The organism is Curtobacterium sp. JUb34, assembly GCF_003755065.1.
Classification (GTDB): domain Bacteria; phylum Actinomycetota; class Actinomycetes; order Actinomycetales; family Microbacteriaceae; genus Curtobacterium.
In genome coordinates, this window is sequence record NZ_RJVH01000002.1 from 487,918 (window position 1) to 509,668 (window position 21,751).

The 21,751-nt window shown below is 72.0% G+C and carries 19 protein-coding genes and 5 tRNA genes; 7 read left to right on the forward strand and 17 right to left on the reverse strand.

All coding sequences use genetic code 11. The annotated features are described in order from the left end of the window. Nucleotides 1–70 precede the first annotated feature (70 nt). The 8 genes from EDF63_RS08770 to EDF63_RS08805 form a co-directional block, all read right to left on the reverse strand. Complete coding sequence (locus EDF63_RS08770; RefSeq protein ID WP_111084072.1) at nt 71–571, reverse strand: Dps family protein; 501 nt, start codon at nt 569–571, stop codon at nt 71–73. A 135-nt stretch (nt 572–706) separates the two neighbouring features. After that, entirely contained in the window at nt 707–1,120 is a 414-nt protein-coding gene (locus tag EDF63_RS08775; RefSeq protein ID WP_123312665.1) for an SIP domain-containing protein, read from the reverse strand. A 29-nt stretch (nt 1,121–1,149) separates the two neighbouring features. Continuing rightward, nucleotides 1,150–1,851, reverse strand: coding sequence for a TetR/AcrR family transcriptional regulator (locus EDF63_RS08780; protein WP_260233032.1), 702 nt, complete (start codon nt 1,849–1,851; stop codon nt 1,150–1,152). After that, on the reverse strand, nt 1,848–3,905 hold the full coding sequence (locus EDF63_RS08785) for a CocE/NonD family hydrolase (RefSeq protein WP_123312666.1): 2,058 nt from the start codon (nt 3,903–3,905) through the stop codon (nt 1,848–1,850). Before EDF63_RS08785 ends, EDF63_RS08780 begins: the two co-directional genes overlap by 4 nt. Then, entirely contained in the window at nt 3,902–5,689 is a 1,788-nt protein-coding gene (locus tag EDF63_RS08790) for an ABC transporter ATP-binding protein (RefSeq protein WP_123312667.1), read from the reverse strand. Before EDF63_RS08790 ends, EDF63_RS08785 begins: the two co-directional genes overlap by 4 nt. Next, a complete protein-coding gene (locus EDF63_RS08795; RefSeq protein WP_123312668.1) occupies nt 5,686–6,570 on the reverse strand; it encodes an ABC transporter permease in 885 nt (294 codons plus the stop codon). The genes EDF63_RS08790 and EDF63_RS08795 overlap by 4 nt, the downstream gene beginning before the upstream one ends. Further along, nucleotides 6,567–7,595, reverse strand: a complete 1,029-nt coding sequence (locus EDF63_RS08800) for an ABC transporter permease (protein WP_123312669.1) — start codon at nt 7,593–7,595, stop codon at nt 6,567–6,569. Before EDF63_RS08800 ends, EDF63_RS08795 begins: the two co-directional genes overlap by 4 nt. Beyond that, nucleotides 7,592–9,193, reverse strand: coding sequence for an ABC transporter substrate-binding protein (locus EDF63_RS08805; RefSeq protein WP_123312670.1), 1,602 nt, complete (start codon nt 9,191–9,193; stop codon nt 7,592–7,594). Before EDF63_RS08805 ends, EDF63_RS08800 begins: the two co-directional genes overlap by 4 nt. A 155-nt stretch (nt 9,194–9,348) precedes the next feature. On the opposite strand from EDF63_RS08805, the gene EDF63_RS08810 reads away from it, so the two are divergent. From EDF63_RS08810 to EDF63_RS08820, 3 genes are read left to right on the forward strand one after another with little or no spacing between them, the layout of a single operon-like run. Further along, nucleotides 9,349–9,942 carry a molybdopterin-dependent oxidoreductase gene (locus tag EDF63_RS08810; protein WP_123312671.1) on the forward strand — a complete coding sequence of 198 codons (594 nt, stop codon included), beginning with the start codon at nt 9,349–9,351 and terminating at the stop codon, nt 9,940–9,942. Then, nucleotides 9,939–10,730 carry a ferredoxin reductase gene (locus EDF63_RS08815; protein WP_123312672.1) on the forward strand — a complete coding sequence of 264 codons (792 nt, stop codon included), beginning with the start codon at nt 9,939–9,941 and terminating at the stop codon, nt 10,728–10,730. Before EDF63_RS08810 ends, EDF63_RS08815 begins: the two co-directional genes overlap by 4 nt. Further along, nucleotides 10,730–10,999 carry a DUF6510 family protein gene (locus tag EDF63_RS08820; RefSeq protein WP_123312673.1) on the forward strand — a complete coding sequence of 90 codons (270 nt, stop codon included), beginning with the start codon at nt 10,730–10,732 and terminating at the stop codon, nt 10,997–10,999. The genes EDF63_RS08815 and EDF63_RS08820 overlap by 1 nt, the downstream gene beginning before the upstream one ends. 274 nt (nt 11,000–11,273) lie before the next feature. On the opposite strand, the gene EDF63_RS08825 is transcribed toward EDF63_RS08820, so the two are convergent. Beyond that, nucleotides 11,274–11,345 (reverse strand) — tRNA-Gly (locus EDF63_RS08825). 153 nt (nt 11,346–11,498) lie between these two features. Between EDF63_RS08825 and EDF63_RS08830 the strand changes: the two genes are divergently transcribed. Further along, nucleotides 11,499–11,705 (forward strand): hypothetical protein, encoded by a 207-nt coding sequence (locus tag EDF63_RS08830; RefSeq protein WP_123312674.1) that lies wholly within the window; start codon nt 11,499–11,501, stop codon nt 11,703–11,705. Here EDF63_RS08830 and EDF63_RS08835 read toward each other — a convergent pair. Beyond that, a complete protein-coding gene (locus EDF63_RS08835) occupies nt 11,690–13,447 on the reverse strand; it encodes a 2-isopropylmalate synthase (RefSeq protein ID WP_221180543.1) in 1,758 nt (585 codons plus the stop codon). The genes EDF63_RS08830 and EDF63_RS08835 overlap by 16 nt on opposite strands. A gap of 87 nt (nt 13,448–13,534) precedes the next feature. On the opposite strand from EDF63_RS08835, the gene EDF63_RS08840 reads away from it, so the two are divergent. Next, complete coding sequence (locus tag EDF63_RS08840) at nt 13,535–14,203, forward strand: FadR/GntR family transcriptional regulator (RefSeq protein ID WP_123313115.1); 669 nt, start codon at nt 13,535–13,537, stop codon at nt 14,201–14,203. 39 nt (nt 14,204–14,242) lie between these two features. On the opposite strand, the gene EDF63_RS08845 is transcribed toward EDF63_RS08840, so the two are convergent. Both EDF63_RS08845 and EDF63_RS08850 read right to left on the reverse strand, forming a co-directional pair. After that, nucleotides 14,243–15,622: a hypothetical protein gene (locus EDF63_RS08845; protein ID WP_148061757.1), complete on the reverse strand. Its 1,380-nt coding sequence runs from the start codon at nt 15,620–15,622 to the stop codon at nt 14,243–14,245. A gap of 36 nt (nt 15,623–15,658) precedes the next feature. Beyond that, nucleotides 15,659–17,728, reverse strand: a complete 2,070-nt coding sequence (locus EDF63_RS08850; protein WP_123313116.1) for a GMC oxidoreductase — start codon at nt 17,726–17,728, stop codon at nt 15,659–15,661. A gap of 180 nt (nt 17,729–17,908) precedes the next feature. Here EDF63_RS08850 and EDF63_RS08855 point away from each other — a divergent pair, with 180 nt between their 5' ends. Next, nucleotides 17,909–19,360 carry an MFS transporter gene (locus tag EDF63_RS08855; RefSeq protein ID WP_260233034.1) on the forward strand — a complete coding sequence of 484 codons (1,452 nt, stop codon included), beginning with the start codon at nt 17,909–17,911 and terminating at the stop codon, nt 19,358–19,360. Here the strand turns inward: EDF63_RS08855 and EDF63_RS08860 are convergent. The 5 genes from EDF63_RS08860 to EDF63_RS08880 all read right to left on the reverse strand — a co-directional run bounded on the left by EDF63_RS08860 (nt 19,345) and on the right by EDF63_RS08880 (nt 21,218). Next, complete coding sequence (locus EDF63_RS08860; RefSeq protein ID WP_123312676.1) at nt 19,345–20,106, reverse strand: SDR family NAD(P)-dependent oxidoreductase; 762 nt, start codon at nt 20,104–20,106, stop codon at nt 19,345–19,347. The genes EDF63_RS08855 and EDF63_RS08860 overlap by 16 nt on opposite strands. 147 nt (nt 20,107–20,253) lie before the next feature. Continuing rightward, nucleotides 20,254–20,781, reverse strand: coding sequence for a hypothetical protein (locus EDF63_RS08865; protein WP_123312677.1), 528 nt, complete (start codon nt 20,779–20,781; stop codon nt 20,254–20,256). An 86-nt stretch (nt 20,782–20,867) separates the two neighbouring features. After that, nucleotides 20,868–20,942 (reverse strand) — tRNA-Val (locus EDF63_RS08870). Nucleotides 20,943–20,990: 48 nt separating this feature from the next. After that, nucleotides 20,991–21,064: transfer RNA gene (locus tag EDF63_RS08875), tRNA-Cys, on the reverse strand. A gap of 82 nt (nt 21,065–21,146) precedes the next feature. Further along, nucleotides 21,147–21,218 (reverse strand) — tRNA-Gly (locus EDF63_RS08880). 374 nt (nt 21,219–21,592) lie between these two features. On the opposite strand from EDF63_RS08880, the gene EDF63_RS08885 reads away from it, so the two are divergent. Then, nucleotides 21,593–21,665, forward strand: a tRNA-Val gene (locus tag EDF63_RS08885). Nucleotides 21,666–21,751 lie beyond the last annotated feature (86 nt).

Here is a 21,751-nt window from a genome sequence, read left to right on the forward strand (position 1 = left end):
CGGTGCAGCAGACGGACGGGAGGCCCGGTGCCAGCTGGCACCGGGCCTCCCGTCCGTGGGTGGTCGCGACTCAGGCGGCGAGGTGCGCCTGCAGGAACCAACGGTCCTTCGTCAGACCGCGCTCGATCTCGATGACGACGTCCTGGCTGTTGAGGTCGACCTCGTCGAGGCCCTCGACGGCGCGACGGACCTGGAGCAGGGCCGCGTCGATCTGGGCGATGACCTCGGTGATGGTGACGTCGGAGTTCTGGAAGCCCTGCGACAGCGGCGGCAGCGTCGTGTTCGCGGCGACGGTCGCGATGCGCGAGTCGACCGGAAGGCCGAGGGCGACGATGCGCTCCGCGGCGGTGTCGGCGTAGGCCTGGGCGTGCTCGACGATGTCGTCGAGGAGCTCGTGCACGCCGACGAAGTTGCGGCCGCGGACGTGCCAGTGCGCCTGCTTGCCGTTGACGACGAGTGCCTCGAGGTCGATCACGACGGGGGCGAGGAACTGTGCCACTCCGGCGGCGAGCTCCGGCGTCGTCGAGAACGGGGACGTGGTGGTCGTGGTGCTGGTGGTGGTCGTGGTCATGTCTGAACCTCCTGCGTCGTGGTCACACCGGATCGCTGGGCCTGTCCTGACCAGTTCGGTGCTGCCGATGGTCACAACCATGCCCCCTTCCCTTGTATGCCGCAAGGAAGTAGAGGCTGCCCTTACCGGCGGCGGTCAGCCGACGAGGGTGTCGAAACCGGCGTCGCTGAGCTCGATCTGCACGACGGACCGCGCGCGCTCGACCCAGGGGCTGTCGGTGCACCCGATCCAGACGCTCGTGCGCGGTTCGCAGTCGGCGACGCACCACTCGGCGGCCCACCCGGTCAGGGCGTGCGCGAGTGCCTCACCGTGGTCGGCGAAGACGAGCGGTGACACGGCGGAGGCGCGGGCACTGCGGACCAGCCATGTGACGGTCACGCGGGGCGGAGCGGGAAGGATGCGGACCTGCTCGTCGAGGGCGACCTCGACGAAGACCTGACCGTACGCGTTCTCCGGCAGGTCCTCGAGCTGGCGGCGGATCTCCGACAGGTCCTCGACGCCGCCGGCGATGAGGATGCGTTCGGTGGGCTGTCGCCGGGTCCGTGCCATGCTGCAACGGTAAGGCAAGCCTTACCTCATCACAAGGGCTGCTGGCCGGTTCCGGCGATGTCCACAGCCGGCACGCCGAGTTCGTGCGCCAGGAACGTCCACATCCACGACAGCGCGACGGTGTTCGTGAGCCCCGGGACGCCCTGGGCGATCTGGGTCGCGACGCCGTCGCTGTACGCCGCGAGCTTCAGGGCGACGGTGTCCGGGTCGACGGGCTCGGCGCCACCCCGGAACACCCCGGCATCGGCGCCGCGGCGGATCACCCGGACCAGGCAGGCCTCCCAGACGCGGATCCGTTCGGCGTACTCGGCGGCCACCTCGGGCCGGCGGACGACCGCGGTCCAGTAGTCGGACCAGATCCGCCAGTGCTGCCGGACCTGCTCGGTGTCGCCGAACAACGGGGCGACGAGCATCCGCAGCGCCTGGACGGGGTCGGGTTCGGCGTCGACGGCGATGACGATCGCACCGTAGAAACGCTCGGTCTCGAGCACGACGACCTCGTTCAGGATCTCCGCCACGCTGCCGAAGTGGTAGGTCACGGTACCGACGGACACCCCGGCCTCGGCGGCGATGTCCCGCAGGCCCGTCGCCCCGACGCCGTTGCGGACGATGACGGCGCGGGCGGCCTCGACGATCATCGCGCGCCGGACGGCGGGACGCTGCCGGACCCGCGGTGGCGCGCCGGCCGTCTCCGCTGCCGCGCCCGCCGCCTCCGCTGCCGCGCCGGTCATGCCGAGGTCCGCGGGACGTCGTCGACGAACGTCTGCTCGGTGACCAGGACCTCGTCCACGTCGGGGCCGCCGTCACGAGCCCAGGCACGGACGGTGTTCACGACGTGGAAGGCGTCGGCGTCGGCGGTGACCTCGGACGACGTCTCGAGCCGTGCCGTCCACTCCGGCTTCGCCAGGCCGATCGACCAACGCGACGCAGCCACGGCCGAGTTCGGGTCGTCCGACCGGATGCGGTAGGTCTCGCGGGCGTCCTCGCTGAACACGAGTCCGTCCGGGTACACCCGTCCGCCGCCGTAGCCGGGGTCGACGTCGAGGGTCCACTCCCCCGACTCGACGTCGTGCGTGACCGTGCGTTGCGGCAGCCGCTCGGTCGGTGCAACGCGTTCGATCGCCAGCGGCGCCGACCGCTCCGGCTCGTCGAACCGCACGTCGTCGTCGGTGTCGCGCGTCCAGACCGGCAGGCACACCTCGGACGTCGTCGGGTCGACCGTGAGGGTGGCCTCGGTGCCGTGCGGCCAGACCCAGGGCCAGTACGACGACGAGACCGCGATCCGCAGGCGGTGCCCGGCGGCGAACCGGTGACCGGTCGCGACCAGCTGCACCGGCAGCGACGCGGTCGCTCCCGGGACGAGCGGGTCGCTGCGGTCCATCCCGTCCCGCTTCGCCGCGTTGAGCACCCCGCGGGTGACGAGCGTCGAGGAGCCGTCCGGCGCGACGTCGCACAACCGCACCGTCAGGGTGGCGCGGGGCTCGTCGCTCGTGACCGACAGCGTGACGACGACGTTGCCGAGCAGGTCGAACGCCTTGCCGACGGGCAGGTCGAAGCAGACGGATCGGCCGTCCTCGGCACGCTGGTCGGGTGGCAGGTCGGTCGCGTTGCCGAACGGGAAGAACCGGCCGGCGTCGGCACCGGTGTGCTGTGGCGAGCGGACGACGACCGGGCCGTCCCCACCGCCGCGCAGGGTCGCGAGGGGCAGCACGCGCCGGTGGGTCGCTGCGGAGGGCCACGCCTCGGCGCCGACCCACCGACCCCGTCGGGACGCGTAGTACGTCGCCGGTGCTTCGCCGTCGTTGATCCAGGCCCGCAGTGCGGGGTCCTGCTCGACCCCGGTGTCCTCGTCCCGCAGCCAGCGGTCCCACCAGCGCAGCGTCTCCTGCAGGAACCCGATCGACGGGCCGGGTGCGAGACCGCGATCCGGGTACTGGTGCGACCACGGCCCCACGATGCCCTTGACCGGGGACTGCACGTTCGACACCAGTCGGAGCACGGCGTCGCGGTACGGGTCCGCCCAGCCGCCGACGGCCAGGACGGCTGCGCCGATGTTCCCGTACTCCTCGGCGGCACTCCCGTGCCGCCAGTAGTCGTCGCGCTCCTGGTGGGACAACCACACCGGCGTCATCGGCCGGTTCGCCTCGAGGCGCTCGCGCCACCGGTCGACCCAGCCGCTGCCGACGACCTCGGGCCGCGGTGGTCGCGAGTTGAACGCGAACATCGTCGCGCCCCACGCGGCCATGTCGATGCCGAGCACCGCGCCGCCGACGTAGTGCACGTCGTTGTCGTACCGGTCGTCGGTCGAGCACACCGTGACGATCGCCTTGAGGGCCGCTGGTGCCCGCGCTGCCAACTGCAGGGCGTTGAACCCGCCCCACGAGATGCCGAACATGCCGACGGCGCCCGTCGACCACTCCTGCGCGGCGAGCCAGGCGATCACGGCCTCGCCGTCACGGAGCTCCTGCTCGCTGTACTCGTCGTCGAAGAACCCGTCCGACGAACCGCTGCCCCGGATGTCGGCCCGGACCGACGCGTACCCGTGCTGGGCGTACCAGGGGTGCCGCTCGGAGTCGCGGGGCGCGGTCCAGTCGTCGAGCCGGTACGGCAGGTACTCGAGCAGGACGGGCACCGGACCGTCGGGCGACGCCGGCGACCAGATCCGGGTGTGCAGCCGGACGCCGTCGGGCATCGGGATCCACTCGTCGCGGACGGTCACGCCCTCGGGCAGTGAACCCGCGTCGCCGATGGCGGTGAAGGTGGCGGGAGTGGCCCCGTCGGTCATGCGTCCTCCCAGTTGCGGGTGCGGTGTCCGTCGCCGTGGTCGGTCCAGCCCTCGGTGTGCTTCCAGCGCGGCGCTCCGTCGCCGACGTCGGGCAGCACGGTGCTGCCCGGTTCGAGCGTCGCGGCGAGCAGCGTCGACGTGTACGGGTGGTTCGGGCCGGTGAAGACCCGCTCGGTCGGTCCGATCTCGACGATCCGGCCGCCGGTCATCACCGCGACCCGGTCGGCGACGCCCCGGACGACGGCCAGGTCGTGGCTGATGAACAGGCAACTGAGCCCGCGCTCGCGCTGCAGGTCGGCGAGGAGCGCGAGGATCCCGGCCTGCACCTGCACGTCGAGCGCGGTGGTGATCTCGTCGGCGATCACGAGCGAGGGCCCGGCGGCGAGGGCGCGCGCGATCCCGACGCGCTGCCGCTGCCCACCGGACAGCTGGGCCGGCAGCCGGTCGGCGAACTCCGGTCCGAGGCCGACCTGGGTGAGCAGCTCGCCGACGCGCTGTCGTGAGGAGGCGCCCGTGAACAGCTTGAGCGGACGCCCGATGGCCGCCCCCACGGTGCGCCGCGCGTTGAGCGAGGTGTCGGCGTTCTGGAACACGAGCTGCACCGCGCGCCGCATTGCCGCCGTCCGTCCGGCGATCGGCTCGCGCAGGTCGCCGCTCGTGGTGCCGTCGTCGTAGGCGAAGGTGCCGGACTCGGCGGGCACCAGCCCGGCCAGCGCCGTCGCGAGCGTCGACTTGCCGCTGCCGGACTCGCCGACGACGGCGAGCGTCTCGCGCTCGGCGATCGTGAACGAGACGCCGTCGACGGCGGCCGGCAGGCCGCGGCCGTAGCGGATCACCAGGTCGTCCGCGTTCACCACGGGGCGGGCGGAGCGGTCGGGAGGCACGGTGCCGGTGGCCGTGACGGCGACCGTCGACGAGACGGTCGCCGTCTCGGGCACGTGCCCCGTCCCTCCCGGTCGCCGCCCGTCCGGCACCGCGGCCAGCAGGGCGCGCGTGTACTCGTGCTGCGGGGCGGCGAAGAGCGCCGCCGTGGCGGCGTGCTCGACGATCTCGCCGTCGCGCATGACGGCGATCTCGTCGGCCATCGCGGACACGACGCCGAGGTCGTGGCTGACGAGCAGGACCGCCATGCCGAGCTGCCGGCCGAGGTCCGCGATCAGGTCGAGGACGGCTGCCTGGGTGACGACGTCGAGCGCCGTCGTGGGTTCGTCGAGGACGAGCACCCGGGGGCGGGCGGCGACGGCCATCGCGATGGCGATGCGCTGCTGCTGCCCGCCGGAGAGCTGGTGCGGGTAGCGGCGGACGATCGTCTCCGGGTCGGGCAGCCGGACCAACCGGACGAGTTCGAGGACCCGTTCCGGGCCGTCGGGCTCGCGGTGGGCGCGGAGGGCCTCGCGGATCTGCTCGCCGACGCGCATCGACGGGGTGAGGGCCTGGCCCGCGTTCTGCGCCACCACGGACGCGACGCCACCCCGGAGCTCGCGCCGACCGGACGGCGACAGCGCGAAGACGTCGTCACCGCCGACGCGGACCGAGCCGCCGACGATCGTCGAGCCGGCACGGAGGTGTGCCAGCAGCGTCCGGGCGACCGTGGACTTGCCGCTGCCGGACTCCCCGACCAGGCCGAGGGTGCGGCCGGCGGTGATCGCGAAGGACACGCCCCGGACCACGGGGACCAGGCGTTTGCCGGCCGCGTAGGAGATCGCGAGGTCGTCGACGCGGACGATCGGGCCCGGTGCGGTCGCCGTCGTGGCCGACGCGGCGCTGGTGGCGGTGGCGGTCATGCGCTCACTCCCTGCTTGGCGCGGTCGACGCCGAGCGACTTGCTCAAGCCGTCGGCGGCGAGGTTGAGCCCGATCACCAGGGTCGCCAGGGCGACGATCGGCGCGAGCGTCCCGAGCGGGACGACGGTCAGGGCGGTGCGGTTCTCCTGCACCATCAGGCCCCAGTCCGGGGTCGGCGGGTTCGCGCCGAACCCGAGGAAGGACAGCGACGCGACGAGCAGGACGATCCACGAGGCCCGCATGGCGTACTCGACGAGCACCACGTCGAGGACGTTCGGCAGGATCTCGCGGAACACGATCGACAGCGCGCGTTCACCACGGGCCCGGGCGGCCGTCACGTAGTCCTGCGTGATGACGGTGCGGGCGGCACCGCGCACGACGCGGGTCACGGCGGGCGCGTAGACGACGGTGACGGCGAGGACGATGACCCAGAGCCCGGCGTCGAAGACCGTGACGACGACGAGCAGGGCGAGGATCGACGGCACGCTGAGCAGGGCGTCGACGACGCGCATGACGGCCTCGTCGAACCAGTTGTCCGCGTACGCCGTGATGCAGCCGAGCACGGTGCCGACGGCGACCGCGATGGTCGTGGCCAGGAACGTGACGAGCAGGGCGTACCGGCCGCCGTTGAGCGTCCGCGACAGCACGTCACGGCCGTACTGGTCGGTGCCGAGCCAGTGCGTCCAGGTCGGCCCGGCGAGCACGTCGCCGGCGTTCGTGGCCACCGGGTCGTGCCCGGCGATGACCGGGGCGAGGACCGCGAGCACGACGTGCAGGGCGATGAGGCCGAGACCGATGCTCAGCGCTGTCGAGCCGCGCAGGGGCGCGAGTGCGCCGGCGAGGACGGCGCGTCCGGGGCGGCGAGGGGCGATGGCGGTCATGCGGCGGCCTTCCTGGTGCTGCGCGTCGGACGGGTGCGCGTGCGGGGTCGCCGCTGGCGGGTCCGCAGCTTCGGGTCGAGCGCGAGCGCGACGAGGTCGGCGGCGAGGTTGCAGACGACGTAGATGACGGCGCTGAGGAGCGCGATCGCCTCGATCGTCGGCAGGTCGCGGTTGAAGACCGACTCGAGCATGAGCTTGCCCATGCCCGGGTAGTTGAAGACGTTCTCGACGACGACGACCCCGCCGAGCAACCAGGCGACGTTGAGCGCGACGACGTTCAGCGTCGGCAGCAGCGCGCTCGGCACCGCGTGCTTCCAGACCACGCGGCGCATCGTCAGGCCCTTGAGCTCCGCGGTGGTGACGAACTCGGATGCCATCACGTCGATGGTCGAGGACCGCGCGGTGCGGACGATGTAGGCGGCCATCGCCAGGGTGAGCACGATGATCGGCAACCAGATCGTCGGTAGCAGCTCGCCGACGGTGGCGTCGCTCCCCCGCAGCACGACGGCGGGGAAGACCGGCAGGCCGATCGCGAAGAGGAGCACGAGCACGGTCGCGACCATGAACTCGGGAACGCTCATCACGACGAGGCTGACGATCGAGATGACCCTGTCGGACGGGCGACCCCGACGGACCCCGGCGAGGACGCCGAGCGTGAGGGACACGGTGACGCCGACGAGCATGGCGGGCACGGCGATGAGCATGCTGTTGCGGAAGGCCGTGAACAGCGTCGGCGCGACGGCCTCGCCACTGACGAGCGAGGTGCCGAAGTCACCGTGCACCGCACCACCGAGCCACTGCAGGTAGCGGAGCCACACGTTCTGGTCGAGGCCGAGGGTCTCGCGCAGCTGCTTGACGGCGTCCGGGGTGGCGTTCTGCCCGAGCAGCTGCTGCGCGACGTCGCCGGGCAGGGCCTGCACGGCCAGGAACACGAAGAGCGAGGCGAGCACCACCGTCAGCACGGCGATGCCGACCCGGCGGAGGACGGGGACGAGGACGTCCGACGGCGTGTTCGTGGTCGTCATCGGCGCAGTCCGATCCGGAGGTAGTCGAACTCGAAGCCGTACTCCGAGTAGTTCACGACGTCGCGGGAGAGCCCCACGAGCCGGTCGCCGAACATCGGCGTCATGTCGGCCCCGTCCTCGACGACGAGCCGTTGGGCGTCCTGGTAGAGGCTGAGGCGCTTGGCGTCGTCCATCTCGGCGCGGGCGTCGTCGAGCAGCCCGTCGAAGGTCTCGTTCGACCACGCGCTCTCGTTGTACGACGACCCGGTGCGGAAGATCTGGTTGAGCAGCTGGTCGATCGGCCGGCCGGTGAACCAGTAGCTCACCATGAGCGGCTTCTGCATCCAGATCTGCGTGTAGTACGAGTCCGAGCTCGCGTTGCGGACCGTCAGGCGGATGCCCGCGTCGGCGACGGCGTCGCGGTAGGCGACCGCCATCGGCGTGAACACCGACTCGTAGCTGGACGTGTAGATCGACGTCCGGAACCCCTCGTGGCCGGCCTGCTTGAGCAGCGCCTTCGCCTTGTCCGGGTCGTACTCGCGGTGGTCGTCGACGAACGCGGCGAGCTGCGGCGGCACCGGGTTGTCCCACCCGGGCGACCCGGTGCCCTGCAGGGCGGTGTCGACGATCTGCTGCGGGTCGTAGGCGAGCTTCATCGCCTGACGCACCCGCGGGTCGCTGAACTCGTCGCTCGTGGCGAGCATCGGGATCGTGTACCACTGGGCGTTCTTCGACCGGGCGACGGTGGCGCGGTCGGAGGCCGAGACCACCCGCGCGGTCGCGAAGTCCAGGTTCGTCTGCGAGATCAGGTCGATCTGCCCGGCGAGCAGCGCGTTCACCCGGGCCGTGGTGTCCTGGATCGAGTAGAAGTCGATGCCGTCCAGCGCGGGGCGGCCGGCGAAGTGGTCGTCGAACGCCTCGACGCTGCCGGCACCGGCGGGCGTGAACGACGAGAGCCTGAAGGGCCCGGTGCCGATCCCGGTCCGGCCGATGTCGGTGATCGCGGCCGCCGGCACGATGTAGCACTGGTAGGCGGTCAGCAGCGACGGGAACTCGGCGTTCGGCTTGGTCAGCGAGAACCGCAACGTGTACGGGTCGGTCGCGCGCATCGAGTCGGCGTCCATCACCTCGCCGAGGACACCGGCCTGCGGGCTGCCGGTCTTCTCGTCGAGGATGTGCCGGATGCTCGCGATCGCGTCGTCCGCGGTGAAGCGCGAGCCGTCGTGGAAGGTCACGCCGCGACGGAGCGAGAACGTCCACTCGGTACCGTCGGCGTTCGCGGACCACTCCTCGGCGAGGTCGGGCACCGTGGTGCCCTGTTCGTCGAGCTTGACCAGCCGGTTGTACAGCGCGCCGAGGTACTCGTAGGCCGACAGCGAACTGGCGGAGTCGAGCGTCTCGGCGGCCGAGGCGGCCGGGCGCGCGATGCGCAGACGACCGCCGCGTCGGGCCACACCGGTGGCCGCCGCTTCGGGGATCGTGGGGGTGCCGGCGTTCGCTCCGGAGCTGCACCCGGTGAGCGTGAGCAGGCCGAGGCCGGCGAGACCGGCGGCACCGGTGAGGAGCGCTCGACGGCTCGGGCCGCGGGCGTTCCGGGGTTCGGGGACGATGGGCTGCATTCGGGGTGACCCCTCCTGTAATCGTTCCGGTGAACGATAGAGGGAGACCGGCGATCCCCCAAGTCCTGGCCCTCGTCGGACCGAGTGTTTACGAAGTCGTTACACGGACGCCCCCGGTGCGGTGCATGATCGGAGCATCCCGTCCGAGGAGGATCATGGCGACGTTCACCAGGGGGTTCGGTGGCCGCCGGGCCGACCGCGACGACACCCGCATCCCGCCCGGCCAGACCCTGGTGCGCGACTGGCCGGTGCTGTCGGCCGGAGCCACACCCGAGATCGAGCCCGAGTCGTGGACCTTCTCGATCCGCACCGAGAACGGGCTGCACACCTGGACGTGGGACGAGGTGCACGCGCTCGGTGTCGAGGACGTCACCGTCGACATCCACTGCGTCACCCACTGGACCAAGCTCGACATGCCCTGGCGCGGCGTCCCCCTCGACCGCCTGTTCGAGGACGTCGAGACCTCGCTGGACTTCTGCATGGTGCACAGCACCGGCGGGTACACGACCAACGTTCCGCTCGACGAGCTGCTGGACGGCAAGGCGTGGATCGCGTTCGAGGCCGACGGCGAACCGCTCGAACCCGAACACGGCGGACCGGCCCGCCTGCTGGTGCCGCACCTGTACTTCTGGAAGAGCGCGAAGTGGGTGAGCGGGATCGTCATGCAGGCGGACGACGAGCCGGGCTTCTGGGAGAACGCGGGGTACAACCTGCACGGCGACCCGTGGAAGGAAGAGCGGTACTGGTGACGGTTCCCGACACCGACCTGGAGGCCCGGCCCGGCCCCGCCGTGCGCCCTGCGGTGCGCAGGCGGCCGGCCTGGCACCCCGCGACGGTCGCGTCGGTGGAGCGCGAGACCCCGAACGCACGTCGGGTCGTCCTCGACGTCCCGACGTGGCCGGGGAACGACCCCGGCCAGCACCTGGACCTCAGACTCACGGCCGAGGACGGGTACCAGGCCTCCCGGTCCTACTCGATCGCCTCGGCCGGCGACGGCACCGACGTCGTCCTCGCCGTCGACCGCGTCGAAGGCGGCGAGGTGTCCCCCTTCCTGGTCGACGCGGTCGAGGTGGGCGACGCGCTCGAGGTGCACGGCCCGCTCGGCGGGTGGTTCGTGTGGCGTCCCGGCGGGTCCACCAGACCGGTGCAGCTGATCGCCGGCGGATCGGGCATCGTGCCGCTCGTCGCCATGGTCACCGCGCACGCCGAGGCCGAGGACCCCGCACCGTTCCGCTTGCTCGTCGCCGTCCGGACTCCCGACGACGTCTTCTTCCGTGCGGAACTCGACCGGGCCGTCGGCTCCCAGGCCCCACTCGAGGTCACCACCGTGTACAGCCGGACCGCTCCCCCCGGGTCCGACGTGCCCGCGGGGCGGCTGACCCGCGACGCCCTCGCCGCCGCGGTCTTCCCACCGGACGTCGGAGCCCTCGTCTACGTGTGCGGGTCGACGCCCTTCGTCGAGCAGGTGCTCCGCTGGCTCGCCGAGCTCGGGCACGACACCACCGACGTCCGTGCCGAACGCTTCGGGGGCAGCTGATGACGGTCGTCGACGGCAACGCGCTCGCGGGCGTCCTGTCCGAGGTGCTCGGTCCGGAGCCGACCGTGACGGTGCTCTGCTGTGCGGGCTGCGGCTCGGTCGGCTCGGTCGCGCGCACCGCGGTCCACCGCACGGCGATGGGCTCCGTCGCCCGCTGTCGCGACTGCGACACCGTGCTCGTGACGGTCGTGGATGCCGGGGTGACCCGGTGGGTCGGGCTGCCGGGCACCCGGGCCGCGGCGGCTTCTTTACCCGAGGGGCTCGGCTAGAGCAACCCACAGTGGCGTGTCCTGCGGAGTTCTTGCGGCTTTCCGCACGACCCGAACTGGGGCCCAATCCGTGGACGGCGATGCTCCGGATCACTCTTCGGGACATCGCTGGGCCACCCACCCGGCGTCTCCACTCGGGGCAGCGTGGCCTCTGCGTCCGGTGGGCGCGGGTACCCGAAGCCTGCGCCCCCGGAAGCACCGCGTGCGGTGCCCGGAGACGACGAAACCCCCGGTGCTGCTCCGTCGAGCAACCCCGGGGGTCGTGTCCTGTCCGAGCGGATGACGAGATTCGAACTCGCGACCCTCACCTTGGCAAGGTGATGCGCTACCACTGCGCCACATCCGCATTCGCACGCCGTGTCGGCCGTGCGGAGTCGACTGTACCCGATCCCGGGCACCGGGACGTGTTCTTCGCCAGATCCGGGCGTGTCCGGTCGTCACGAGGCGCCGCGCTGGGCGGCGATGGCGGTCATCAGGCGGGGAGGAGTTCGATCGGTGCATGAGCTACGTGCACGACAACCCGGGCGGGACCGAGGCCCACGGCGTCGACCTGATCGACGGCGACGCCCCCGCCATCCGCATCCTGGTGCACGGCGACCTGCCGACCACGATCGAGCACGAGGGGCGGACCTGGCTCGCCACCGGGGGCGCGCACGACGACGGGGACGACCAGGCTCCGCCGATCGCGATCTACCGGCCGGTCTGAGCCGAACGGATCGCTCGCGCGGCCTGGAGCACCGCTTCCACGCTCGCGGTGAGCACCGACCGGTCTCGACCCGCTGCCCAGTGCACCCCGGTCCCGTCGCGGTACTCGAGCAGGGTCAGTGCCGCACTGGCGCTGCCCGTCGTCCGTGAGGTCTGGTGCAGCGAGACGATGTCGACCACGATGCCGCACGCAGCGAGCAGGTCGACGACCGCCTCGACCGGGCCGACATCGACGGCGGTCCCGTGGTGTTCGGTTCCGTCGACCCGCAGGGTGAGCTCGGTGTGGGTGTCGGCGCCGTGCGCCGTCTCGATCGCCACCAGGTCGATGTCCGCCGAACCGTCGGGCGTCCGCTCGTAGCTCCGCTCGAACAGCTCGAGGAGCTCCGGGCCGTCGACCTCGGCCCCCGATCCGTCGACGTGGCGCTGGACACGTCGTGCGAAGTCGATCTGCAGCCGGCGCGGGAGCTCGATGCCCGATGCCGTCTCGAGCAGGTGTGCGATCCCGCCCTTGCCGGACTGCGAGTTCACCCGGATGACCGCGTCGTAGTCCCTGCCGAGGTCCGCCGGGTCGATCGGCAGGTACGGCACGCGCCACGCCGTCTCCGACTCGGGGCGGCCCTCGACGGCAGCGCGGGCCCGGTGTTCGGCGAACCCCTTCCGGATGGCGTCCTGGTGCGTGCCGCTGAACGCGGTGTGCACCAGATCGCCGACGTAGGGGTGTCGCGGGTGCAGCTCGATGCGGGTGGCGTGTTCGACCGTCCGTCGGACGTCGTCGATGTCGGAGAAGTCGATCATCGGGTCGATGCCCTGCGCGTGCAGGTTGAGCGCGAGGGTGGCGATGTCCACGTTGCCGGTCCGTTCGCCGTTGCCGAAGATGCAGCCCTCGACGCGTTGCGCCCCCGCGAGCACCGCGAGCTCGGCGCACGCGATGCCGGTCCCCCGGTCGTTGTGCGGGTGCACCGACAGGATCACCCCGTCGCGCCGGGCCAGGTTGCGGTGCATCCACTCGATCTGGTCGGCGTACACGTTCGGCGTCGCGATCTCGACCGTCGCCGGCAGGTTGATGACCACCGGACGCTCTGGTCTGGCGTCCCAGAGCTCGGTCATCGCGTCGCAGACCTCCAGGACGAAGTCCGGCTCGGTCAGGTTGAAGACCTCCGGTGAGAACTCGAACCGGACGTTCGGCAGGTGCCCCGCGAACTCGAGCACATCGCGGCCGCCGGCGAGGATCATCTCGCGCACCTCGTCCCGGTCCTTGCCGAGCACGACGTCCCGCCACATCGGGGCCGTCGCGGTGTACATGTGGACGACGACGTCGTTGGTGATGCCGCGGATCGACTCCACCGTCCGCTCGATCAGGTCACGCCTGGCCGGGGTGAACACGACGATCGTGACGTCCTCCGGCGCGAGGTCGGTCTCGGCGAGCAGCCGGACGAACGCGTGGTCGGTCTCGGACGCCGACGGGTAGCCGACCTCGATCTCCTTGTAGCCCATCCGCACCATGAGTTCGAAGAAGCGCCGTTTGCGCTCGGGGTCCATCGGCTCCGCGAGTGCCTGGTTGCCGTCGCGCAGGTCGACGGGCACCCAGAGCGGCGCGGTGGTGAGCGACCGCGTCGGCCAGGTGCGGTCGGTGAGCGGGACGGCGACCCGCTCGGAGACGTCACGGTACCGGTGCGACGGCATCGGGGACGAACGCTGTCGGTTCCACGGCTGGGTCGCGACGGTGGGAGTGGTGGTGGTCATGGGGCTCCTCGTGCTGCTGTCGTGACGACCGTAGCACCACTACTCAGACAAGTGGAGGTGTTCCGCACGATGCGGCAGGATGGGCACATGACACCGGTCCGCCGCGAACCACTCGCCGAACAGGCGGCCGACGCCCTGCTCGCCCGCATCCGTGACGGCGAGTGGGTCCTCGGAGCGAAGCTCCCCGGCGAGACGACGCTGGCACCGCAGCTCGGCGTCGGTCGCTCGACGGTGCGCGAAGCCATCCGGCACCTCGCCGGCCGGGGCGTGCTGGCCTCGCGGCAGGGTGCCGGGGTGTTCGTCACCGCACTCGACGTCCAGGACGGTCTCGACGACGTGCTCCGCCACGCGGACATCACCGCCGTGGTCGAGGCTCGCATCGCGATCGAGGTCGAGGCGTCGTCCCTGGCCGCGGAACGGCGGACCCCGGCCGAACTCCGCGCGATGCGGCGCGCGGTCGACCACCGCCAGGAACGACGCGCCTCGATCGAGCAGCACGTCGACGCGGACACGGCGCTGCACCGCGCGATCGTGGTCGCCGCGCACAGCCCGCTGCTCACCGAGCTCTTCGACGGCTTCACGCCGCGCAGCCGTCAAGCGATGATCGAGCTGCTCCGCATCGACGGTGCGTACGGCAGCGAGGCCGACCGCGACGTGCACGACGACATCGTCGACGCCATCGCCGACCGGGATCCCGCCGCTGCGGCAGCTCGGACGCGGGCGCACCTGCGCAGCCTGACGGCCCGGCTCGGGTGACCGTCTGCCGGGCCGTCCAGCCCGGCACACCCGATCGGTTCAGTGTCCGCGCACGTCACCCGTCAGGATCGCGTGCTCGGCACCGGCCGACAGTTCGTCGTGCAGCGCGTCCGCGAAGAACTCCCCCGCCCCGAGGCTGATCAGGTGGGTGAGCGCGCCACCCACGTCCGCCAGGCCGGGGTTCCACTCGTCGTGCAGGGACGCACGGACGTGTCCGGACTCGTGCACGATGACGGCGCCGATGTGGTCGTGGCTGTCGCCGACCTCGAGCACGGCGTCGTACACGACGGGCTCGGTGTCCTCGCCGAGGGGCTCCAGGTGCACCTCGCCGATGCCGGGCCACTCGGTGCGGAACACGGGCAGGTCCGGTGCGTGCAGGTGCGGGGCGCGTTCGTCGGTGACGGACTCGATCTCGCCGGACGTCAGGTACTCGTCGACGACCTCGTGGATGCGGTCGTGCAGTCCGGGCTCGTACTGCCACCACCGCTGGTGCACGGCGCGGAGCCAGTCCTGCGTCGCGGCGTCGGCCGAGGCCGAGGTACCGACCAGCTGCGGCGCCGTGCCCGGCGACCCGACGACCTCGAGCTGCTCGTCGTGCGTCTCGACGGTGATGGAGCCCGTGGTCTCGTCGGGGTGCACGCCGTGCACGTCCTCGGGGGCGGCTGCCCAGATGCTCGCCGGCAGCTTCGGCGGCAGGTCGAACGCCACCGCGATCGCCGGGCGCGCCAACGCCTCGTCCAGCGCGTCGCCGAGGTGCACCTCGTCCGATCGGGAACCCATGACGACGCCGCCGGCCGGGGGCACGGCGGCCAACCGCTCCAGGTCCTCGTGGTCCGCGTTCATCGATGCGAGCACGGTCGTGTCCGCCCACTGGACGAACTCGCCGGCCGCACGGTCCTGGTCACCGAACGGCACGTTCCAGACCGAGGGGTCCGCCAGCACCCACGATGCCGAGCGACCGGCGGGACCACGCCGCACGGCGTCGACCAGGGCGGGGACGAGCCCGGGCAGCCCGCGGTAGGCCGGACGCACGGTGACCCGGTCCAGCGCGAGCAGGTCCGGCTTGCCGAGCATCTCGGCTGCGTGCGTCTGCAGCGACAGGAAGGTCTCGCCGGTGGCGTCGGGGACGACGATCGCGGCGGCGAAGTCCCCGTCGACGTCGGACACCTGGTAGCCGAGCACCAGCGCCTCGACCGACTCCGGCGACCGGCTCGTGTAGGCGGTGACCTCGGCGACCGACACCGCCTCTGCCTCGTCGTCGGTGATCGGCACCCGGACGTCGATCACCCACCGGTCGACGTCCTGCCCGGGGTAGGCGTCGCCGTCCTCGTCGGAGATCGTGATGTGCACGAGCCGCAGGGAACCGTCCCAGGCATCGTGGACGTGCTGGGCGATGGCGGCTTCAGGGTCGTCGGTCACGGACGCCACCGTATCGGTGGGGGCGCGGTCGTGTGGTCACGGACGGTCCGCGACCATCGCGTCGACCGTCCGCATCGCGGTCGCCAGGATGGTCAGGACCGGGTTGACGCCGCCGTTCGTGACGTGCACCGAGCCGTCGGCGACGCGCAGGTTGTCGTGCCCCCACACCCGGCCGGACGGATCGACCACCGACGTCGCCGGGTCCGCCCCCGTCCGGAGCGTGCCGGCCTGGTGCTGTCCGCCGCTCGTGCCGTGGACCGGGCCGTGCAGCTCGGCGACGCGGGTGGCGCCGGCGGCTCGCAGCCAGTCGCCGCTGCGAGCGCTGGTGTGGTCGCGTGCGCGGACGTCCTCGGGGTGGACACCACCGCTGAACGACGCCACCGGGATGCCGTTCCGGTCCGTCACGGCCGGGTCCACCCGGACGCGGGCGTCGGCCGTGGTGACCTCCTGGATCGGCCCCATGATCCGCATGCTGCGCCGCGCCAGGTCCCGCATCGCGTGCTTGCCGTCGAGCCCGGAGCGTGGGACGAGCCCCGTGCCGACGAGGTACTGGTAGGTGTTCGACGGCGTCGCGATGAACTCGTTCGCCAGGATCCCGCCACCGATCTGCCCGGGCACGCCGTGCCGGTAGTCGGTGGTGGCGATCGACGGTCCCGGTCCGAGGCCGTCGTCCACCACGTCGTCGAAGACCCCCATCGCGCCGCCGTAGACGTGACCCTGCAGGTGCCGACCGACCTGGTCCGTGCCGTTGCCGATGCCGTCGGGTTCCTGGTCGCTCCGGCTGTTCAGCAGGAGTCGTGCCGACTCCACCGCCCCGGCCGCGACCACGACCTCGCCCGCGTCCACGTCGGTCCGCCAGTCGTGGCCGTCGACCGTGCCGACGATCGTGACGCCGACCACACGACCCGCGCCGTCCGTCCGCAGCCGGGCGACGCGGGCCTCGAGCACGATCGACGCGTTCCCGGTGGTGAACGCGCGGCTCAGCATGGTGTTCTGGCTGCCGTTCTTGGCGTCGACGGGGCACGCGAACCCCACGCACATGCCGCACTGCTCACAGGCCCGGCGGCCCAGGTACGGTGTCGAGTTGACGAGGAGCGGGACGTGCACCGTCGAGATGCCGAGCGCGTTCGCGGCGCCGGCGAGCCGGTCCCGAGCGGCGCCGGACGGCAGCGGTGGCATCGGTCGCGCACGCGAGCGCTCCCCGGACCACGGACCGTCGACGTCGCCCCCGCTGACCCCGACCTCCCACTCGGCGCGCTCGTACCAGGGCTCGAGTTCGTCGTAGCCGAACGGCCAGTCGGCCAGGCTGCTGCCGTCCGGCACCCCGTACGTCGACGCCATCGTGAAGTCCCGCGGTCCGAACCGCCATGCCTGTGCGCCGTAGACCCGGGTGCCGCCACCAGCCGTGGCCGCGTTGTTGTGCCATCCCGGCGACGACGGCCGGAGCACCAGCAGCTCCCGCCCGTCCGCCACCGTGCGCGGGTTCCCGACGTCCGACGGCCCGGACAGCGGTGCGACGCCCCAGCTGGACCGCGGGTTCCGGATGTGGTCTCGGCTGAGGTCCGTGGTGCCGGGCCACCCACCGGCCTCGATGACGAGCACGCGCCGCCCGGACTCGGCGAGCCCGCACGCGGCGACACCCCCGCCGGCGCCCGACCCGACGACGACCGCGTCGTACCGGTCGGCCAGCTGCGACGGGTGCACGACCGAGGGGACGGCGGTCGGTACCGGTACCGGCACGCTCCAGCCGTCCGGCGGACCGGGCTGCCACCCCACCATCTCCCAGGACCGCTCCCCCGCGTTGCCGCCGTTGCCTGCGTCGGCGTAGTAGCCCGCGGCGACGAGCTCGGCGAACCAGGTCCAGACCGGATCCTGCTCGTCGACGTCGTCGACGCCGTCGTGGTCGTCCGCGTGCTCGAGGACGGCCCGGAGGCGGTCCAGCCAGTCCGGCCGGTCGACCAGGATCCCGGCCAGGAAGTCGAGCGCGCCGGCCTCGGACGCCGACGGGTACTCGTCCGCCGGCACCACCCGGTCGACCAGGGCGCGGAGCCGTTCGTCGTGCGTGCGGAGGAACTCCTGGGCCGCCGTGGCCGCGTGGTCCGTCATCGGTCCTGCCTCCCGGGCGGCGCCGGTGCCGCTCACGAGCACCGTAGCGGACGCGGACTTGCACCGGTCGTGCCGGCGACCTACTCTGGCGGCAGAGGGCAAAATGCCTCGTCGCCCCGGCGGCCAGGCACCCACACGCGGTCTCGGACGAGTCGCCACTTCTTCGTCGAAGGAGTGCACGTGTCCACCCGTTCCCCCGCCCGGCTCCGCGACGCCGGGATCGCCCTCACCGGCCTGTCCGCCGTCTTCCTGTTCGAGATGCTCGACAACTCGGTGCTGAACGTCGCCCTCCCCACCGTCGGCCGCGAACTCCACGCGTCGACGACCGGCCTGCAGTGGGTCACCGGTGCCTACTCGGTCGTCTTCGGCGCCCTCATGCTCCTGTTCGGCGCGGTCGCCGACCGGTTCGGCCGACGTCGGGTCATGCTCGTCGGTCTGGTGCTGCTCGCGCTCTCCGCCCTGGCGACCGCCCTCGTCACCACGACCGGCGAACTCGTCGCGGTCCGCGCGCTCATGGGGCTCGCCGCGGCCATGACGACGCCCGGGTCGATGGCCCTGGCCTTCCGGCTCTTCGACACCGAGGCCCTGCGCGTCCGCGCCTTGACGGTCATCTCCACCGCCGGCCTCGTCGGGCTCGCGGTCGGACCGACGGCGGGCGGCTTCGCCCTCGCGGTGGCGCCGTGGCAGGCCCTGCTCCTCGTGAACGTCCCGATCGCGGCGCTCGCGTTCATCGGCATCCGGACCGGCGTCCCCGCTGACCGACCGGAGGACCTGCACCCCGACCGGATCGACGTGACCGGCGCGCTGTTCGGCACCACGGCCCTGGTCGGTGCACTCGGGACGCCCACCCTCTTCGCGGAGGCGGGCAGCGCCTCCTGGCCGGGGTGGACCGGGGTCGTCGTGACGGTCGCAGCGGTGGCGGCCTTCGTGCAGCGGGAGCGCACCGCGGCACAGCCGCTGCTCGACCTGCGCCTGCTCGCCCGTCCGCTCGTCGCGAGCGGTCTGGCGTACAAGGCGGCCTCCGGACTCGCGGTCTCCGGGCTGTCGTACCTGGTGACGCTGCAGCTGCAGTTCGCCTGGGGCTGGTCGCCGGCGCTGGCCGCGGCGGCGACGCTGCCGCAGGTTGTGGTGCTCCTGGCCTCCGGACGGTTCGTCGGCCCCTTCGTGCAGCGGGTGGGCCTCGGTCGCGCGGCCTGGCTGAGCGCCGGTGCCGTCGTGGCCGGACTCGCGCTCTTCACCGTCGGCGGGCGTGCCGGGTACGGCTGGGTCGCCGCGGCACTCGTCCTGGTCGCCGCGGGCATGCGGGTCGTCGGGGTCGTCGCGGGCAACAACGTGCTCCAGGGCCTGCCGTCGAACCGGACGTCGGTCGGGGCGGCGCTCGTCGACACCTCGAGCGAGCTCGCGACCGCGGTGGGGATCACGGCGACCGGGACGGTCCTGGCGCTGCTCGTGCCCGGCAGCATCGCCTCGACGTCGTGGACGGCGGCCCGGCTGGCCGCCTTCGAGGGCGGCATCACCGTCGCGGGCGCCGTCCTGACGGTCGTCGCCGCCCTGCTGGTCGGCTTCGGCATGGCACGCGCGACGACCCGCGCGGGCACGCCGGTGGCCGAACCGGCTCAGACCGCGCTGTAGCCGCCGTCCGCGACGAGGACCGACCCGGTGATGAACGACGCCGCGTCGCTCGCCAGGAACACGACGCTCGGGGCGATCTCCTCGGGCAGGGCGAACCGTTGCTGCGGCGCGTCCTCGATCCAGTACCGCCGGAACTCCGGGGAGTCCACCGGAGCCATCTCGGTCTTCACGTACCCCGGGGCGACGGCGTTCACGCGGATCCCGTACTGCGCCCACTCGACCGCGAGCGACTTCGTCAGGTGGTGCACGGCGGCCTTCGACGCGTTGTACGCCGGCTGCCACTGCGGCCGGTTCACGATGAGGCCCGACATGCTGCCGATGTTCACGATCGAGCCCGACCCGGCGTCGCGCATGTGCGCGCCGACGGCGGTCGACGTCTTCCAGAGCGCACGGACGTTCAGGTCGAACACGTCGTCCCACTCGCTGTCGGGGACGTCGAACGCGTCCCGGTGGTGGCACGTGCCGGCGTTGTTCACGAGCACGTCGATCCGACCGAGGGCGGTCATCGCCTCCTCGGTCATGCGCGTCACCTGCGCGCCGTCGGTGATGTCCGCCGTGATGGTGACGAAGTCGTGGCCGGCATCCGCGGCCTCGGCGGCGACCCGGGCGTTCCGCTCCGCGGACCGCCCGACGATCGCGACGCGGGCACCGGCCTCGGCGAGGCCGAACGCGAACGCCCGTCCGAGCCCCTGGTTGCCGCCGGTGACGAGGGCGGTCCTGCCGGTCAGGTCGAAGGGTGAGGTCATGGTGTGGGCGCCTTCCTGAGGGGGCCGACGCCGTGCACCGCGTCGACGAGGTACCGCCCTGCGTACACGCCCCCGGCCGGGAGGCGCGGCGTGCGTCCGCCCCGCACCGCGCCCACGGCTGTGCTCACGACCACCGCGTCCGGTCGCTCAGTGCAGGTCGGTCGCGGTCCGCCGGTCGAGCTCGGCGAGCATCGCGGCGGTGTTCCGCAGCACCTTCGGTGTCTGCACGAGGGTGACGACCAGGATCACGAGGAACATCGCCGCCGCGAACCAGAAGACCGGCCGCCCGGTGACGGCGAGGGACACCCCGAGCGCCATCGCCGACACGAACACGACGGGTCCAAACCACCGTTGCCGGCGGTACTGCTCGTGGTAGTGCTCGAGCGCCTGACGCCACTGCGCCGGGTCGGCATCAGCGGGCAGCTCGCCGCGTCGCACCGCTCGACCGAGAGCACGATCACGCGCGGCCGGGCCGACACTGCGACGTTGCCGACCGATCCAGAGCCCGAAGAGCACGCCGAACACCGCGCCCGTGACCACACTCGCGGCGACTCGGATCCCGACGGGGACGTCGGCGGGCATGGTGACGAACGTCGACAGGTACCAGAACCCGCCGAACGCGACTGCGAGGACGATCATCACGGCCCACAGCGGCCACCCACGCATCGAATCCATCTCGCCATCGTGCCAGCCGAGCGCCGCGGTCGTCCGAAACGACGAAAGCCCCGGCGGGACCTGATGGTCCTACCGGGGCTTTCTCGTGGTGGGCGATACTGGGATCGAACCAGTGACCTCTTCCGTGTCAGGGAAGCGCGCTACCGCTGCGCCAATCGCCCAGATTCCCTGTCTGAACCGGGGTTCGTACAGGATCTGGAGGGTGTTGCTGGAGGTGGGGACGGGATTCGAACCCGCGTGGACGGCTTTGCAGGCCGCTGCCTAGCCTCTCGGCCACCCCACCATCGAGGTTCACGTCTCCGTGAGTACCCGAACGGTGGGATACCCTCTGGTGAGTCGCAGGGCTTCGAGAAGCCCCACACTCGAGCGGATGACGAGATTCGAACTCGCGACCCTCACCTTGGCAAGGTGATGCGCTACCACTGCGCCACATCCGCACTTGTCTTTCCGCTGTCGCGGCGACGACGTAAACTCTATACGAACCCGGGCGCTTCCACCAAAATCCTTCCCGTTCACCGGGCGTGTCCCCCGAGTTCATGCGGATCCGGCCGGTTCGAGCCTCCTCGCACGGCGCAGTCTTTGCCATGTGGTGCGCGGTTGTGTGCTCCGTGCCTGCTGTCAGCCCCGCACTATGCGGTCAAGCTCGCACCGAGGTGCCAATGCCGCACCGTGCGAACGCGCCCCAACGCCGCACGGTGCGCCGCTGCACGGTGCGCCGCTGCACACGCACAGCGCGCCACACCCGGGGAACGCGTCGTGTTCGGAGCACCGCCGGACATCCGCTACTATCGACTCGCACGAACAGTGCAGGGGGCGATTGGCGCAGTTGGTAGCGCGCTTCGTTCACACCGAAGAGGTCATCAGTTCGAGTCTGGTATCGCCCACCCTTGAGACAGAGCCCGACGCAGCAGCGTCGGGCTCTTGTCATCTCACCGGCCCGCAGCACGCGGGACGCACCATCAGCACGATC

Bases quoted from the DNA above. Each gene is read 5' to 3' on its own strand.
- EDF63_RS08770 (WP_111084072.1), bottom strand. From the start codon at position 571: ATGACCACGACCACCACCAGCACCACGACCACCACGTCCCCGTTCTCG.
- EDF63_RS08775 (WP_123312665.1), bottom strand. From the start codon at position 1,120: ATGGCACGGACCCGGCGACAGCCCACCGAACGCATCCTCATCGCCGGC.
- EDF63_RS08780 (WP_260233032.1), bottom strand. From the start codon at position 1,851: ATGACCGGCGCGGCAGCGGAGGCGGCGGGCGCGGCAGCGGAGACGGCC.
- EDF63_RS08785 (WP_123312666.1), bottom strand. From the start codon at position 3,905: ATGACCGACGGGGCCACTCCCGCCACCTTCACCGCCATCGGCGACGCG.
- EDF63_RS08790 (WP_123312667.1), bottom strand. From the start codon at position 5,689: ATGACCGCCACCGCCACCAGCGCCGCGTCGGCCACGACGGCGACCGCA.
- EDF63_RS08795 (WP_123312668.1), bottom strand. From the start codon at position 6,570: ATGACCGCCATCGCCCCTCGCCGCCCCGGACGCGCCGTCCTCGCCGGC.
- EDF63_RS08800 (WP_123312669.1), bottom strand. From the start codon at position 7,595: ATGACGACCACGAACACGCCGTCGGACGTCCTCGTCCCCGTCCTCCGC.
- EDF63_RS08805 (WP_123312670.1), bottom strand. From the start codon at position 9,193: ATGCAGCCCATCGTCCCCGAACCCCGGAACGCCCGCGGCCCGAGCCGT.
- EDF63_RS08810 (WP_123312671.1), top strand. From the start codon at position 9,349: ATGGCGACGTTCACCAGGGGGTTCGGTGGCCGCCGGGCCGACCGCGAC.
- EDF63_RS08820 (WP_123312673.1), top strand. From the start codon at position 10,730: ATGACGGTCGTCGACGGCAACGCGCTCGCGGGCGTCCTGTCCGAGGTG.
- EDF63_RS08830 (WP_123312674.1), top strand. From the start codon at position 11,499: ATGAGCTACGTGCACGACAACCCGGGCGGGACCGAGGCCCACGGCGTC.
- EDF63_RS08835 (WP_221180543.1), bottom strand. From the start codon at position 13,447: ATGACCACCACCACTCCCACCGTCGCGACCCAGCCGTGGAACCGACAG.
- EDF63_RS08840 (WP_123313115.1), top strand. From the start codon at position 13,535: ATGACACCGGTCCGCCGCGAACCACTCGCCGAACAGGCGGCCGACGCC.
- EDF63_RS08850 (WP_123313116.1), bottom strand. From the start codon at position 17,728: ATGACGGACCACGCGGCCACGGCGGCCCAGGAGTTCCTCCGCACGCAC.
- EDF63_RS08860 (WP_123312676.1), bottom strand. From the start codon at position 20,106: ATGACCTCACCCTTCGACCTGACCGGCAGGACCGCCCTCGTCACCGGC.
- EDF63_RS08865 (WP_123312677.1), bottom strand. From the start codon at position 20,781: ATGGATTCGATGCGTGGGTGGCCGCTGTGGGCCGTGATGATCGTCCTC.